The 13,824-nt window shown below is 64.9% G+C and carries 11 protein-coding genes; 2 read left to right on the top strand and 9 right to left on the bottom strand.

Translation table 11 applies throughout. The features are described 5' to 3' along the window. Nucleotides 1–795: 795 nt before the first annotated feature. The gene (locus tag GQ56_RS0123615) at nucleotides 796–1,230 is read left to right on the top strand and encodes a hypothetical protein (RefSeq protein ID WP_031400985.1); all 435 of its coding nucleotides are present in this window, start codon (nucleotides 796–798) and stop codon (nucleotides 1,228–1,230) included. 73 nt (nucleotides 1,231–1,303) lie between these two features. Here the strand turns inward: GQ56_RS0123615 and ppx are convergent, their stop codons facing one another. Further along, a complete protein-coding gene (gene ppx / locus GQ56_RS0123620; protein WP_031400986.1) occupies nucleotides 1,304–2,818 on the bottom strand; it encodes an exopolyphosphatase in 1,515 nt (504 codons plus the stop codon). A gap of 278 nt (nucleotides 2,819–3,096) precedes the next feature. On the opposite strand from ppx, the gene ppk1 reads away from it, so the two are divergent. Further along, nucleotides 3,097–5,160 carry a polyphosphate kinase 1 gene (gene ppk1 / locus GQ56_RS0123625; protein ID WP_031400987.1) on the top strand — a complete coding sequence of 688 codons (2,064 nt, stop codon included), beginning with the start codon at nucleotides 3,097–3,099 and terminating at the stop codon, nucleotides 5,158–5,160. Nucleotides 5,161–5,316: 156 nt separating this feature from the next. Here ppk1 and phoR read toward each other — a convergent pair whose 3' ends face one another. The 8 genes from phoR to glmM all read right to left on the bottom strand — a co-directional run bounded on the left by phoR (nucleotide 5,317) and on the right by glmM (nucleotide 13,806). Next, nucleotides 5,317–6,636: a phosphate regulon sensor histidine kinase PhoR gene (phoR, locus tag GQ56_RS0123630; protein WP_031400988.1), complete on the bottom strand. Its 1,320-nt coding sequence runs from the start codon at nucleotides 6,634–6,636 to the stop codon at nucleotides 5,317–5,319. Between the two features lie 57 nt (nucleotides 6,637–6,693). Beyond that, nucleotides 6,694–7,395, bottom strand: a complete 702-nt coding sequence (gene phoB / locus GQ56_RS0123635; RefSeq protein WP_006750313.1) for a phosphate regulon transcriptional regulator PhoB — start codon at nucleotides 7,393–7,395, stop codon at nucleotides 6,694–6,696. A gap of 31 nt (nucleotides 7,396–7,426) precedes the next feature. After that, entirely contained in the window at nucleotides 7,427–8,131 is a 705-nt protein-coding gene (gene phoU / locus GQ56_RS0123640; RefSeq protein ID WP_014897420.1) for a phosphate signaling complex protein PhoU, read from the bottom strand. 18 nt (nucleotides 8,132–8,149) lie between these two features. Beyond that, the gene (pstB, locus tag GQ56_RS0123645) at nucleotides 8,150–8,998 is read right to left on the bottom strand and encodes a phosphate ABC transporter ATP-binding protein PstB (RefSeq protein ID WP_031400989.1); all 849 of its coding nucleotides are present in this window, start codon (nucleotides 8,996–8,998) and stop codon (nucleotides 8,150–8,152) included. A 15-nt stretch (nucleotides 8,999–9,013) separates the two neighbouring features. After that, the gene (gene pstA, locus GQ56_RS0123650) at nucleotides 9,014–9,907 is read right to left on the bottom strand and encodes a phosphate ABC transporter permease PstA (protein ID WP_031400990.1); all 894 of its coding nucleotides are present in this window, start codon (nucleotides 9,905–9,907) and stop codon (nucleotides 9,014–9,016) included. Continuing rightward, complete coding sequence (pstC, locus tag GQ56_RS0123655) at nucleotides 9,904–10,890, bottom strand: phosphate ABC transporter permease PstC (RefSeq protein WP_031400991.1); 987 nt, start codon at nucleotides 10,888–10,890, stop codon at nucleotides 9,904–9,906. Before pstC ends, pstA begins: the two co-directional genes overlap by 4 nt. Before the next feature lie 94 nt (nucleotides 10,891–10,984). Continuing rightward, complete coding sequence (gene pstS / locus GQ56_RS0123660) at nucleotides 10,985–12,019, bottom strand: phosphate ABC transporter substrate-binding protein PstS (RefSeq protein WP_031400992.1); 1,035 nt, start codon at nucleotides 12,017–12,019, stop codon at nucleotides 10,985–10,987. 431 nt (nucleotides 12,020–12,450) lie between these two features. Next, entirely contained in the window at nucleotides 12,451–13,806 is a 1,356-nt protein-coding gene (gene glmM, locus GQ56_RS0123665; RefSeq protein ID WP_031400993.1) for a phosphoglucosamine mutase, read from the bottom strand. Nucleotides 13,807–13,824: the final 18 nt, after the last annotated feature.

Below are 13,824 nucleotides of genomic sequence, written 5' to 3' on the forward strand. Positions count from 1 at the left end.
CACGCGCTTGAGCGCGTCCATGATCTGGCTGTCCGTGAATCTCGATTTCTTCATGCTGTAGAACTCCCTCAACGAGAAAATTCTACTTCTGATCACACCGGTCTTTTGGGGGGATTACCGGATCAGAGGGTCGTAGGTTCGAATCCTATCGCTCCGACCAAAGGAATCAAGGGGTTACGGCAGAAATGCCGTAACCCTTTTTCTTTTGGGGTAACGCCGCCGCCAGCTTCGCGCGCCGCCTGCGCCATCATTGTGTGGGCCACCGTCGCTCGGTCACCGGCGATCGGTGATTGCTGAATGATTGTGTCGTTCGCTTTTTTGCGATCAGTGACCCTGGCCCACAAAACTGCCCGAGTTGAAATTGGAAAACTCCGGCACGAGCGCCAATCGATATTCTTCGTCGATTACATTGCCTGCCTCAACAAGCTTATGCATTCCACAAAGTCTCGCCGAAGCGTCGACTGACATTCCAATATGATCAAGCTTTGATTATGGCGCTGCTGTCACCTTCCGCGTTTAGATAACCGGCTTACCCGCCACAGATCACGCTCCCGACCACGACTCAACCGCGCGCGCCTCAAATGCATCCAGAATGGCTGTCGCCGCACTTCCTGCTTTGATATTCGGAATCGAACCTGCCCGACGGATAACTTCCGGGACTTCCAATTGAGACGTACAGCGCAATCATGCAGCCGATTTGATCGCGGAAAGCATCGCCATCCAGCGCGGCCCCGCACCCGCACACGCCCCATCCCGGAACACGCGATAATGCGCATGAACAACCCGCATCCGCGCATGAACGACAACATTCTCAAAACCGCCCTCTGCGCCTCGCTGCTCGCGCTTGCAACTTCCGGCGCCGCATCGGCCAAGACGCTCGACGATGCGCTCGACTGCCATTCCACCGGCCACAAGTTCGTCGCGCCGTTGCTCGCAGCCGGCGACATTCAGTCGGAACCGATGCATGTCGAATCGAATTCGGTCAACGCATTCCGTACCAACCGCTCGCTGACGGCATACGGCTTCGGCGTCTATGTCGTGCTCGGCTACCAAGCGAACGACCCGATCTTCCGTCCGGGCGACGGCACGCCGATCGGCGACTGGGCCTACGGCGTCGTGGTGCGGGGCACGAAGAGTGCGGTGGAGGAAGCCGTGCGCAAGGCCGGCAGCGACGCGACCGTCAAACAGGCATTCCCGTTCCTGACCGCGATCGTCTGCTCGTCCGACTGAGCGGGCGTCGCGGCGGTCACGCGCGCCGCCCGAACGCGGCGCACCGACCCCATCGGCCCCCGCTATCGGCCGGTCACGCGCCGGTGTACACCACGCGATACGGGATACCGACCTTCTCCCACTCGGCCGCCTCCTGGCTGAGGCTGTAGTCGGTCAACGGATTCTGCTCGACCCACGTGCCCGGCAGGCGCACTTCATACCCGCCCTTCTTCATCTGCGACACGGAAATGTCGGGCAGCCCGGCATCGGTCCGGCGCCGGCACAGCAGCGCCGCGAGCCGCAGGCAGAACAGCAGCGGCCACTCGACCTCGCGCGCCTGCGACAGCTTGCCGAGCTTGCCCGCGTGCCCGAGCACGAGCGCGGCGAGCCGCGCCTGGTCGGTGCGCGAAAAACCCGGCATGTCCGCGTTGCTCGCGATATAGGCCGAATGCTTGTGATACGCGCTGTGCGAGATCGACAGGCCGATCTCGTGCAACGCGGCCGCCCAGCCGAGGAACATCCGCCCTTCCTCGCGCGCCTCGTCGTCGGCCTCTTCGAGTTCGTCGTATAAACGCACCGCCAGCGTGCCGATCCGCTCGGCCTGCGACCGATCGACGCCGTAGCGACGCGTGAAGCCCTCGACGGTCACCGCGCGCATGTCCTCGTGCTGCGTCCGCCCGAGCAGGTCGTACAGCACGCCGAGGCGCAGCGCGCCGTCGGTCGTGTCGACATAGTCGACGCCGAGTTCCTCGAACACCGCAAGCATGATCGCGAGGCCGCCCGCGAGCACCGGCACGCGGTCGGGCTTCAGCGCGATCAGCTTCAGCCGGTTGACGTTCTCCGACTTGATCAGCGCGCGTTTCAGGCGCTCGAGGCCGCCGCGCGAAATGCCGTGCGTGACGCCCGGATCGTTGAAGCCGTTCGCCTCGACGAGCTCCGCAAGCGCCCGCGCGGTGCCGGACGAGCCGATCGCCTGATCCCATCCGGCCTTCTTGTACTCACTCGAAATGATCTGGATCTCGCGCTTGGCCGCGAGCTCGGCCTGCCGCATCGTGTATTCGTCGACGTTGCCGGCCGGGAAAAAGGCGCGGCTGTGGCTCACGCAGCCGATATAGAGACTCTCCATCACGATCGGCGTGTAGTGCGAGCCGATGATGAACTCGGTCGAGCCGCCGCCGATGTCGACGACGAGCCGCTTGCCGGCGCTCGCCGGCACCGAGTGCGCGGCGCCCGCGTAGATCAGCCGCGCTTCCTCGCGGCCGGCGATCACTTCGATCGGGAAGCCGAGCGCCGCCTCGGCCTCGCCGAGAAACTCGCCCGCGTTCTTCGCGACGCGCAGCGTGTTGGTCGCCACCGCGCGCACATGATCGGGATGGAAATCGCGCAGGCGCTCGCCGAACCGCTTCAGCGCCTCCCAGCCACGCTCCTGCGACGCACGGTCGAGCATCTTGTCGCTCGACAGGCCCGCGGCCAGCCGGACCGGCTCGCGCAGTGCGTCGACGGGATAGATCTGGCTGCCCGCCGGCGTCTCCTCGACGCGCCCGACGATCAGCCGGAAGCTGTTCGAGCCGAGATCCACGGCAGCCAGCAAGTGGGGGGTTGTAACCATCAGAAGGGGGCTCCGTGAGCGTTCGCCCGCGGCAGCCGGCCGGCCGCCGCGGGCGATCAATCAAAGGCGACATTTTAAGCGTGGAACGCTTGCCGTTGCCACGCTTCACGGGCATGCACGCCGCTCGTTTGCATATCGTCGAAACATTTATGAGACAAAACGGTTACGGCGTAGAATTTCCCGATATAAATACACCATTGTCATCAGCACGTCACCGTACCGTGAGAGTTTCCGAGCGTCCTTTCGAATCATCGCCCGAATCACCCCCTACTCTGCCGATGTCCGTCCGTTATCCGCTTCTCAATCGTGAACTCGGCATCCTCGGTTTCAACGAGCGCGTGCTGGCCCAAGCGGCCGATCCTCAAGTCCCTTTGCTCGAACGCCTGCGCTTCATCTGCATCACGAGCAGCAACCTCGACGAATTCTTCGAAGTGCGGATGGCCGGCCTGCAGGAGCAGATCCGCGACAATCCCGGCGCGCTGACACCCGACGGCATGTCGTTACAGCACGCTTACGATCTCGTCGTCGAACGCGCGCAGCGGCTCGTCCATCGACAGTACACGATGCTGCACGAAACCGTGCTGCCCGCGCTCGAGCAGGAAGGCATCTACTTCCATGCAAGCGATACGTGGAACGACGAGCAGCTCGAATGGGCGCGGCGCTACTTCCTCGACGAGCTGCTGCCCGTGCTGACGCCAATCGGCCTCGATCCGGCCCATCCGTTCCCGCGCGTGCTGAACAAGAGCCTGAACTTCGTCGTCGAGCTCGAAGGCCGCGACGCCTTCGGCCGCCAGGCCGTGATGGGCATCGTGCAGGCGCCGCGCGCGCTGCCGCGCGTCGTGCGCATGCCGCACGCGCTGTCGGGCTTCGAGCACGGCTTCGTGCTGCTGAGCTCGTTCATGCAGCGCTTCGTCGGCGAACTCTTCCCGCAACTCGTCGTGAAAAGCTGCAACCAGTTCCGCATCACGCGCAACAGTGAACTGTTCGTCGACGAGGACGAAATCACGAACCTGCGCGTCGCGCTGCAGGGCGAACTGCCCGCGCGCCACCTCGGCAACGCGGTGCGCCTCGAGGTGTCGGCCGATACGCCGCCGCACATCGTGCGGCGCCTGCTCGAGGAAAGCGAGCTCGGCGAGAAGGATTGCTATCGCGTCGCCGGATCCGTGAATCTCGTGCGCCTGATGCAGATTCCCGATCTCGTCGACCGCCCCGAGCTGAAGTTCACGCCGTTCACCGCATCGACGCCGGCCGCGATCACGAGCGCGCCGACGATGTTCGACGCGATCGATCACGGCGACATCCTGCTGCACCACCCGTACGAGAGCTTCCAGCCGGTGCTCGAGCTGTTGCAGCAGGCCGCGAAGGATCCGAGCGTCGTCGCGATCAAGCAGACGATCTACCGTACCGGCACCGATTCGCCGCTGATGGACGCGCTGATGGAAGCCGCGCGCAACGGCAAGGAAGTGACCGTCGTCGTCGAGCTGCTCGCGCGCTTCGACGAGGAAACCAACATCAACTGGGCGTCGCAGCTCGAAGCCGTCGGCGCGCACGTCGTGTACGGCGTGGTCGGCCACAAGTGCCACGCGAAGATGATGCTGATCGTGCGGCGCGTCGTGCAGGCCGGCAAGACGTCGCTGCGCCGCTACGTGCACCTCGGCACCGGCAACTACCACCCGCGCACGGCGCGCCTCTACACCGACTTCGGGCTGATGACGGCCGACCAGAAGATCTGCGAGGACGTCCATCACGTGTTCCAGCAGCTGACCGGAATCGGCGGCGAACTCACGCTGCACGAGCTGTGGCAGTCGCCGTTCACGCTGCATCCGCGCATCATCGAATCGATCCGCAAGGAAATCGACAATGCGCGAGCCGGCAAGCGTGCGCGCGTCGTCGCGAAGATGAACGCGCTGCTGGAGCCGTCGGTGATCGCCGCGCTGTACGAGGCGTCGCAGGCCGGCGTCAAGGTCGACCTGATCGTGCGCGGGGTCTGCGCGCTGAAACCCGGCGTGCCGGGGCTGTCGGAGAACATCACGGTGCGCTCGATCGTCGGGCGGTTCCTCGAGCACCACCGGATCTACTATTTCCACGCGGGCGGCACGGAAGACGTCTATCTGTCGAGCGCCGACTGGATGGACCGCAACCTGTTCCGCCGCGTCGAAGTCGCGTTCCCGATCCGCGATCGCAAGCTCAAGCGGCGCGTGATCGCCGAAGGCCTGTCGGTCTGCCTCGGCGACAACCAGTCGGCCTGGCAGATGCAAAGCGACGGCCACTACCGCCGCCGCCGCGCCGGCAAGACGATCCGCAACGCGCAACTCGGGTTGCTCGCGAAGTTCTGCTCGTGATCCGGCAGCGCGGCGCGAGTCGCGCGCCGCACCGCCAATGCAAAAAGCACAGCCCGCGGGCTGTGCTTTTTTCATTTCCGACCGTTCAGACCTTTCGGACCGTTCAAACCGGCATGCCGCCGCTCGCCGGGCGAGCGACGGGTCGCCATGACGCGATCATGCCTCGTACGCGGCCGGCCGGATCGCGATGATGCGCGAGCCCGGGAACCGGGCGGTAAACGTGCTGCCGCGCCCTTCCTCGCTCTGCACGTACAGGTGCGCATCGTGCCGCTGCAGCACGTGCTTGACGATCGCGAGCCCGAGCCCCGTGCCGCCCGTATCGCGCGAGCGGCTGCGGTCGACGCGGTAGAAGCGCTCGGTCAATCGCGGCAGGTCCGCGGCCGGAATGCCGAAGCCGCTGTCCGTGACCGAAAACACCCCGTGGGCGCCCTCGCGCCGCCACGACACGGCGATCTTGCCGCCGTCCGGCGTATAGCGGATCGCATTCGTGACGAGATTCGCGAACGCGCTGAACAGCTCCGTCTGCGCACCGGTCACGCCGAGCGTGTCGTCGATCGTGAACGAGATGTCGTGATGCCCGTTCGACAGCGTCTGCGCGTCCTCCTTCAGATGGTCGAACACGGCGCGCATGTCGATCGCGCGATCGGCCGGCGGCTTGCTCTCGCCCTCCAGCTTCGCGAGCACGAGCAGGTCGGTGACGATGTGCCGCATCCGCGACGCCTGCTGGTCCATCATGTCGAGATAGCGCGCGCGATCCTCCTCGTTCAGCGGCAGCTCGCGCATCGTCTCGAGGAAGCCCGACAGCACGGTAAGCGGCGTCTTCAGCTCGTGCGACACGTTCGCGACGAAGTCGCGCCGCATCGCATCGGTGCGCTCGAGCTCCGTGATGTCCTGCGTGAGCAGCAGCTTGCGGTTCTCGCCGTACGGAAACACCTGCACGGCCAGCACGTTCTGCCGCGAATCGCCCATCCCGCGCATCACGAGCGTCTCGTCGTAATGCTGCGCGTTCAGGTAGCGGACGAAATCGGGATGACGCACCAGGTTCGTGATGTGCTGGCGCAGGTCGCGCTTCGCATCGAGGCCGAAGTGGACTTCGGCGATCGCGTTGCACCACTCGATCTGATCGTGGTCGTCGAGCATCGCGACGCCGTTCGGCGACGCCTGGATCGCCTGGATGAAGCGCGAATGCTGCTGCTCGACCTGCCGCACCTGCGCATGCCACTGCTTCGCGAGCTTGTGCAGCCGATAGTAGATCTCGCCCCAGATGCCCGGCGCGCTCGGCACTTCGCCGTAGACCGGCGCGTCGAGCAGCCGCCACAGACGCTGCGTATGAAAGGTGCTGAAAAAGCCCTGCACGATCAGCATCACGACCACGAACACGAGGCCCGCGGTCGGGCCGGCGAACACGCCGACCAATACGCCGATCAGCACGAGCAGCACGAGCGACACGAGAAAGCGCGCCCAGATGATGTTCATGATTCAGCGTCCGAAAGAATGAACGGCATGCCGTGGCACACGGCATGCACGAATACGTTACGCGTGCTTGGCGAGCCGGTAGCCGCTGCCGCGCACGGTCTCGATCATCGCATCGCAGCCGGCCGGTTTCAAGGCTGCGCGCAGTCGCTTGATATGCACGTCGACGGTACGCTCCTCGACGAACACATGGTCGCCCCACACCTGGTCGAGCAGTTGCGTGCGGCTGTGCACGCGCTCCGGATGCGTCATGAAGAAATGCAGCAGGCGGAACTCGGTCGGGCCGAGATCGAGCTTGATCTCGCTGCCGTCGCCATGCGCGGCGACACGATGCGTGGCCGGATCGAGACGCAGCCCGTTGATCGACACGACGTCCTCGGTCAGCTGCGGCGCGCGGCGGCGCAGCACGGCCTTGATCCGCGCCATCAGCTCCTTCGGCGAAAACGGCTTCGTCACGTAGTCGTCCGCGCCGATTTCGAGGCCGAGCACCTTGTCCTGCTCGTCGCCGCGAGCGGTCAGCATGATGATCGGAATGTGCTTGGTCCGTTCGTTGTTGCGCAGGTCGCGCGCGAACGCGATGCCGGACTTGCCCGGCAGCATCCAGTCGAGCAGCACAAGATCGGGCAGCACGTCGCTGATCAGGTTCTGCGCCTGTTCCGCGTTGTACGCCCGGATCGGGCAGTGACCGGCGTGCTGGAGATTCACCGAGATCAGTTCGGAAATCGCGGGCTCATCTTCAACGACGAGAATGTTGCTGGGCATCGGCACCTCTTTTTTTCCTGTACGGAGTCGATTAACTGTTGGCTTCGCGATCGAGCGTGTCGCGCGGCTGGTGCCGTACGTCGGTGCCCTTCACGATGTAGATGATGAATTCGGCGATGTTCTTCGCGTGGTCGCCGATCCGCTCGATGGCCTTCGCGATGAACAGGTATTCGAGGCCGACCGAGATCGTGCGCGGATCTTCCTGCATGTACGACACGAGCTTGCGCACGAACGCGCGGAATTCCAGGTCGATCTCCTTGTCGTCCTTGACGATCTGCGCGGCGGCCACCGTATCGAGACGCGCGAACGCGTCGAGCGCGCGGCGCAGGATCGTCACGGCCATCTCGCCCGACACCTTGATCTCGGCGATGTTGACCGTACGAGCAGCCGGCTCGTCGACCAGACGGCGCACGCGCTTCGCGATCTTCTCGGCCTCGTCGCCTGCGCGCTCGAGGTTCGTAATCGTTTTCGAAATCGACATCAAAAGGCGCAGGTCACGCGCGGCAGGCTGCCTCCGCGCGATGATGTTGCCGCACTCCTGGTCGATGTCGACTTCCATCGCGTTCAGCGTTTCCTCTGCGGCGATCACCTTCTCGGCCGCATCGCGATCGAATTCGTTCAGCGCGTGCATCGCGCCGACGATCTGCGACTCGACGAGCCCGCCCATTTCCAGCACTTTCGACGACACGGCATTCAGGTCCGCGTCGAACTGGCTCGACAGATGTTTATCCGACATGGCTGTTGTTCTCCGTCATCAACCGAAACGGCCGGTGATGTAGTCTTCCGTTTCCTTGCGCACCGGCTTGATGAAGATCTTTTCGGTCTCGCCGAATTCGATCAGCTCGCCCAGGTACATGTAGGCCGTGAAATCCGAGCAGCGCGCGGCCTGCTGCATGTTGTGCGTGACGATCACGACCGTGTAGTCGCTCTTCAGCTCCGCGATCAGCTCCTCGATGCGGCCCGTCGAGATCGGGTCGAGCGCCGAGCACGGTTCGTCGAGCAGCAGCACTTCCGGACGGATCGCGATGCCGCGCGCGATGCACAGCCGCTGCTGCTGGCCGCCCGAGAGGCCGTAGCCGCTCTGGCTCAGCTTGTCCTTCACTTCGTTCCACAGCGCGGCCTTCGTGAGCGCCCACTCGACGCGGTCGTCCATTTCCGAGCGCGTGAGCTTTTCGAACATCTTCACGCCGAACGCGATATTGTCATAGATCGACATCGGGAACGGGGTCGGCTTCTGGAACACCATGCCGATGCGCGCGCGCAGCAGCGAGATGTCGCGCTTCGTCGTCAGCAGGTTCTCGCCGTCCATCAGGATTTCGCCTTCGGCGCGCTGCTCCGGATAGAGCGCGAACATCTTGTTGAACGTGCGCAGCAGCGTCGACTTGCCGCAGCCCGACGGGCCGATGAACGCCGTCACCTTCCCTTCGGGAATGCTCAGGTTGATGTTCTTCAGCGCATGGAACTTGTTGTAGAAGAAGTTGAGGTTGTTGACCTCGATCTTCGCGTTCAGCGGCTCGAGCGGGCGGCCGTGCGCCGCGTCTTGCGTGCCGGCCGGCGCAGCAGTGCGCTCGACGGGATTCAGGTGGCTTTCTGCCATATTCATCGGATTGCTCCGCCGTTACTTTTTCGAGAAGATCGAGCGCGCCAGGATGTTGAGTCCGAGCACCCCGAGCGTAATCAGGAACACGCCCGCCCATGCGAGCGACTGCCATTCGGCGAACGGGCTCATCGCGAACTTGTAGATCGTGACGGGCAGGTTCGCCATCGGCTGGCTCATGTCCCACGAGAAGAACTGGTTCGACAAGGCGGTGAACAGCAGCGGCGCCGTTTCGCCGGCGATCCGCGCGACCGCAAGCAGCACGCCGGTGATGATGCCGCCCACCGAAGCACGCAGCGTGATCTTCAGCACCATCCGCCACTTCGGCGTGCCGAGCGCGAAGGCCGCTTCGCGCAGCGCGTTCGGCACGAGCTTCAGCATGTTCTCGGTCGTGCGGATCACGATCGGGATCTGCAGCAGTGCCAGCGCGATCACGCCGGCCCAGCCCGAAAAACGCCCCGACTTCGCGACGACGATCGCGTACACGAACAGGCCGATGACGATCGACGGCGCGGACAGCAGGATGTCGTTGATGAAGCGGATCGTGCTCGCCAGCAGGTTCCTCTGGCCGTATTCGGCGAGATAGACGCCTGCGAGGATACCGATCGGCGTGCCGACCAGCGTGCCGAAACCGCACAGCAGCAAGCTGCCGACGATCGCGTTCGCGAGACCGCCGCCTTCCGTGTTCGGTGCCGGCGTCGATTCGGTGAACAGTTGCAGCGACAGGCCGCCGATGCCGAGGTGGATCGTCGTGTAGAGAATCCACACGAGCCACAGCAGGCCGAATGCCATCGCACCGAGCGCCGCGGCGAGCGCGATCGCGTTGACGGCCTTGCGCTTGCGCTGCAGGCGGTTGCGCATCGCGTCGAGCACGGCGCCGTCCGGCCCCGGGAAATTCATGACGGGCTCGCTCATTTCTTGCCCTCTCCCTTCTCGAGACGAAGCAGCAGCAGTTTGGAGATGGTCAGCACGATGAACGTGATCACGAACAGGATCAGGCCCAGTTCCATCAGCGCGGACGTATGCAGGCCCGGCTGCGCTTCCGCGAATTCGTTGGCCAGCGCCGACGTGATGCTGTTGCCCGGTGCGAACAGCGACACGCTGTCGAGCAGGTTGGTGTTGCCGATCACGAAGGTCACGGCCATCGTCTCGCCGAGCGCGCGGCCGAGGCCGAGCATCACGCCGCCGATCACGCCGGTCTTCGTATAGGGCAGCACGACCTTCCACATCACTTCCCAGGTCGTGCAGCCGATGCCGTACGCCGACTCCTTCAGCAGCACGGGCGTGACTTCGAACACGTCACGCATCACCGACGCGATGTACGGGATGATCATGATCGCAAGGATCACGCCCGCCGCGAGGATGCCGATGCCGATCGGCGGCCCGGCGGTAAGCGGGCCGAGAATCCACACGTCCTTGAACAGGCGGCCGAGCGGCTTCTGGAAATATTCCGCGAAGATCGGCGCGAACACGAGCAGGCCCCACATGCCGTACACGATCGACGGAATCGCTGCGAGCAGCTCGATTGCAATGCCGAGCGGGCGGCGCAGCCAGACGGGCGACAGCTCGGTGAGGAACAGCGCGATGCCGAAGCTGACCGGCACGGCGATGACGAGCGCGATGAGCGACGTCACGATCGTGCCGTAGATCGGCACGAGCGCGCCGTAGATGTCCGAGTTGGGATCCCACTCGGATTGCCACAGGAAGCCGAGGCCGAACTTCTGGATGGTCGGCATCGACGCGATGATCAGGGAAACGATGATCCCGCCGAGCAGCAGCAGGGTCACGATGGCGGCAAGCCGTGCAAGACCGCCGAATACGACATCCCCGAGGCGGCTCGGCGCGCGTTGCTGCGCAACGTCGGCGGACCGTGAGGACGTATAGGAAATATCAGACATGGGTGCCTGCTTTTGATTGCCGGGCGCCGTAACGCCCGGCTTTACCGCACACACCGCCCGACCTGCACGGCCGGGCAGCGAACCGCTGCAATGCTTACTCGGCGGCGACCGACTTGCCCGAAGCGTCCGTCACCTTGGTCTTCCACTGCTTGCGGATTTCCACTTCGACTGCCGGCGGCAGCGAGATGTAGTCCAGGCTGTCAGCAGCCTTCTCGCCGTTCTTGAACGCCCAACTGAAGAACTTCAGCGTTTCCGCGCCCTGCTCCGGCTTGTCCTGCTTCGCGTGCAGCAGCACGAACGTCGCGCCGACGACCGGCCATGCTTCCTTGCCCGGCTGGTTCGTCAGGATCTGGTAGAACGACTTCGACCAGTTCGCGCCGGCAGCAGCGGCCTTGAACGTTTCCGTCTTCGGCTCGACCACCGTGCCCGTCGAGTTCTTCAGGGCCGTGTAGATCATGTTGTTCTTCTTCGCGTACGCCCATTCGACGTAGCCGATCGCGCCCGGCAGACGCTGCACGAAGGCCGCGACGCCGTCGTTACCCTTGCCGCCCGTGCCCGTCGGCCAGTTGACCGTCGTGCCTTCGCCGATCTTCGACTTCCACTCGTCGTTGACCTTCGACAGGTAGTTCGTCCAGATGAAGCTCGTGCCCGAGCCGTCGGCGCGGCGGACCACGGCGATGTCCGTATCCGGCAGCTTGACCTTCGGGTTCAGCGCGGCGATCGCCGGATCGTTCCACTTCTTGATCTTGCCGAGGTAGATGTCGCCGAGCACCGGGCCCGACAGCGTCAGTTCGCCAGCCTTCACGCCCGGCACGTTGACGACCGGCACCACGCCACCGACCACCGTCGGGAACTGGAACAGGCCTTCCTTCGCGAGCTCGTCATCCTTCAGCGGGGCGTCCGAACCGGCAAAGTCGACCGTCTTCGCGACGATCTGCTTCAGGCCGCCCGACGAGCCGATGCCCTGGTAGTTGACCTTCGCGCCGCCGGACTGCTGGTAATCGGCAGCCCACTTCGTATAGATCGGCATCGCGAACGTGCTGCCAGCACCCGTGATGTCGGAAGCGTGCGCAGCTACGGCGAAAAGCGCGCCAGCCAGGCCGGCAATCGCGGTTTGCATCAATTTCATGAGACCTCCAGTGTGTGAGCGGATGACTACGGCACCGCGAAGGTTAGGGGCTCCTCATGACGGTAATGTGACAATCGATGAAACTGGCGTGACAGTAACATGACTGCTTGAAAGGAAACAGCGGGCGCGCCGAAGCGGCGACGGCAGGCCCGAAATGCCTGCCCGGACGGATGCGAAGAACCTCCGCCGCGGAGCGCCGGCGCGGCGTGCCGCGGCATCGACCGGCCGGAAAAACGCCCGCCGGCAACGGGTTCGATATTCGGGGCCGGTGGCGTTTGCCTCGGTCTGATGAATGCGTACGCGGAACCACGCTTTCCCGCTGTCGCAAACCTTTGCGTCTGACGAAACAGCGGCGCCCCGAAGGCGCCGCGTAAGGAATGGCCGGCAGGCAGGCGCGGGGGCGTCAGAGCCGCCCGCGCCGGCATCCTGCATCAGGTCGTCGCCGCGCGCACCACGTCGGCGATCGTCTCGGCGTGGCGCACCGCGTCGGCCGCCTGCTGCGCCTCGACCATCACGCGCAGCACGGGCTCGGTGCCCGACGCGCGGATCAGCACGCGGCCGCTGCCGGCGAGCGCCGCTTCCGCCGCTTCGATCGCGGCGCGGATCGCCGCGCTGCCCTTCCAGTCGGCGCCCGGCTTCATCCGCACATTGATGAGCTTCTGCGGGAACAGCGTGACGCCGTCGAGCATCTGCGCGAGCGTTTGGCCGCTGCGCTTCAGCGCGGCCAGCACGAGCAGCGCCGACACGATGCCGTCGCCGGTCGAATGGCGGTCGAGCGACAGGATATGGCCGGAGCCTTCCGCGCCGAGCTGCCAGCCGTGCTCGCGCAGCTGTTCGAGCACGTAGCGGTCGCCGACCGCCGCACGGACGAATTGCACGCCCTCGCGCTGCAGCGCGACTTCGACGGCGAGGTTCGTCATCAGCGTGCCGACCGCGCCCTCGACCTTGCCGTCGGTCGCGATCCGGTCCTTCACGAGCACGTAGAGCAACTCGTCGCCGTTATAAAGGCGGCCGGTCGAATCGACGACCTGCAGGCGGTCCGCATCGCCGTCGAGCGCAATGCCGAGATCGGCATGATTTGCCCGCACCGCGCGCACCAGTGCGTCCGGCGCGGTCGCGCCGACGCCGTCGTTGATGTTGAAGCCGTTCGGCGCGACGCCGATCGGGATCACGTCCGCGCCGAGCTCGTGGAACACGTGCGGCGCGATCTGGTATGCGGCACCGTGCGCGCAGTCGATCACGAGCTTCATCCCGCGCAGGTCGAACGCGGCCGGGAACGTGCTCTTGCAGAACTCGATGTAGCGGCCGGCCGCGTCGTCGAGGCGGCGCGCCTTGCCGAGGCCGTCGGATGGCGCGCATTCGAGCGGCTTGTCGAGCCACGCTTCGATCGCGGCCTCGGTGTCGTCGGGCAGCTTGTTGCCGTCAGCGGAAAAAAACTTGATCCCGTTGTCGTGGTACGGGTTGTGCGACGCGCTGATCACGACGCCGGCCGACAGGCGCAGCGCGCGCGTCAGGTACGCGACGCCCGGCGTCGGCATCGGGCCGGCCAGCATCACGTCGACGCCGGCCGCCGAGAACCCGGCCTCGAGCGCGGCTTCGAGCATGTAGCCCGACACACGGGTGTCCTTGCCGATCAGCACGGTCGGACGCGAGCCTGCCGCGCCGTCGGCCGAACCGGCCAGCACCTTGCCGGCCGCGTAACCGAGGCGCAACACGAAATCGGGCGTGATGGGCGCTTCGCCCACCGTACCGCGAATGCCGTCCGTGCCGAAATATCGACGTCCCATGGGTTCTTCCTCCTTCGT

The sequence above is a fragment of the Burkholderia paludis genome (genome assembly GCF_000732615.1).
In the GTDB taxonomy this organism is placed as follows: Bacteria; Pseudomonadota; Gammaproteobacteria; order Burkholderiales; family Burkholderiaceae; genus Burkholderia; species Burkholderia paludis.

Excerpts from the sequence above, each read along its gene's own strand:
- GQ56_RS0123615 (WP_031400985.1), top strand. The coding sequence starts at position 796 with ATGAACGACAACATTCTCAAAACCGCCCTCTGCGCCTCGCTGCTCGCG.
- ppx (WP_031400986.1), bottom strand. The coding sequence starts at position 2,818 with ATGGTTACAACCCCCCACTTGCTGGCTGCCGTGGATCTCGGCTCGAAC.
- ppk1 (WP_031400987.1), top strand. The coding sequence starts at position 3,097 with ATGTCCGTCCGTTATCCGCTTCTCAATCGTGAACTCGGCATCCTCGGT.
- phoR (WP_031400988.1), bottom strand. The coding sequence starts at position 6,636 with ATGAACATCATCTGGGCGCGCTTTCTCGTGTCGCTCGTGCTGCTCGTG.
- phoB (WP_006750313.1), bottom strand. The coding sequence starts at position 7,395 with ATGCCCAGCAACATTCTCGTCGTTGAAGATGAGCCCGCGATTTCCGAA.
- phoU (WP_014897420.1), bottom strand. The coding sequence starts at position 8,131 with ATGTCGGATAAACATCTGTCGAGCCAGTTCGACGCGGACCTGAATGCC.
- pstB (WP_031400989.1), bottom strand. The coding sequence starts at position 8,998 with ATGAATATGGCAGAAAGCCACCTGAATCCCGTCGAGCGCACTGCTGCG.
- pstA (WP_031400990.1), bottom strand. The coding sequence starts at position 9,907 with ATGAGCGAGCCCGTCATGAATTTCCCGGGGCCGGACGGCGCCGTGCTC.
- pstC (WP_031400991.1), bottom strand. The coding sequence starts at position 10,890 with ATGTCTGATATTTCCTATACGTCCTCACGGTCCGCCGACGTTGCGCAG.
- pstS (WP_031400992.1), bottom strand. The coding sequence starts at position 12,019 with ATGAAATTGATGCAAACCGCGATTGCCGGCCTGGCTGGCGCGCTTTTC.
- glmM (WP_031400993.1), bottom strand. The coding sequence starts at position 13,806 with ATGGGACGTCGATATTTCGGCACGGACGGCATTCGCGGTACGGTGGGC.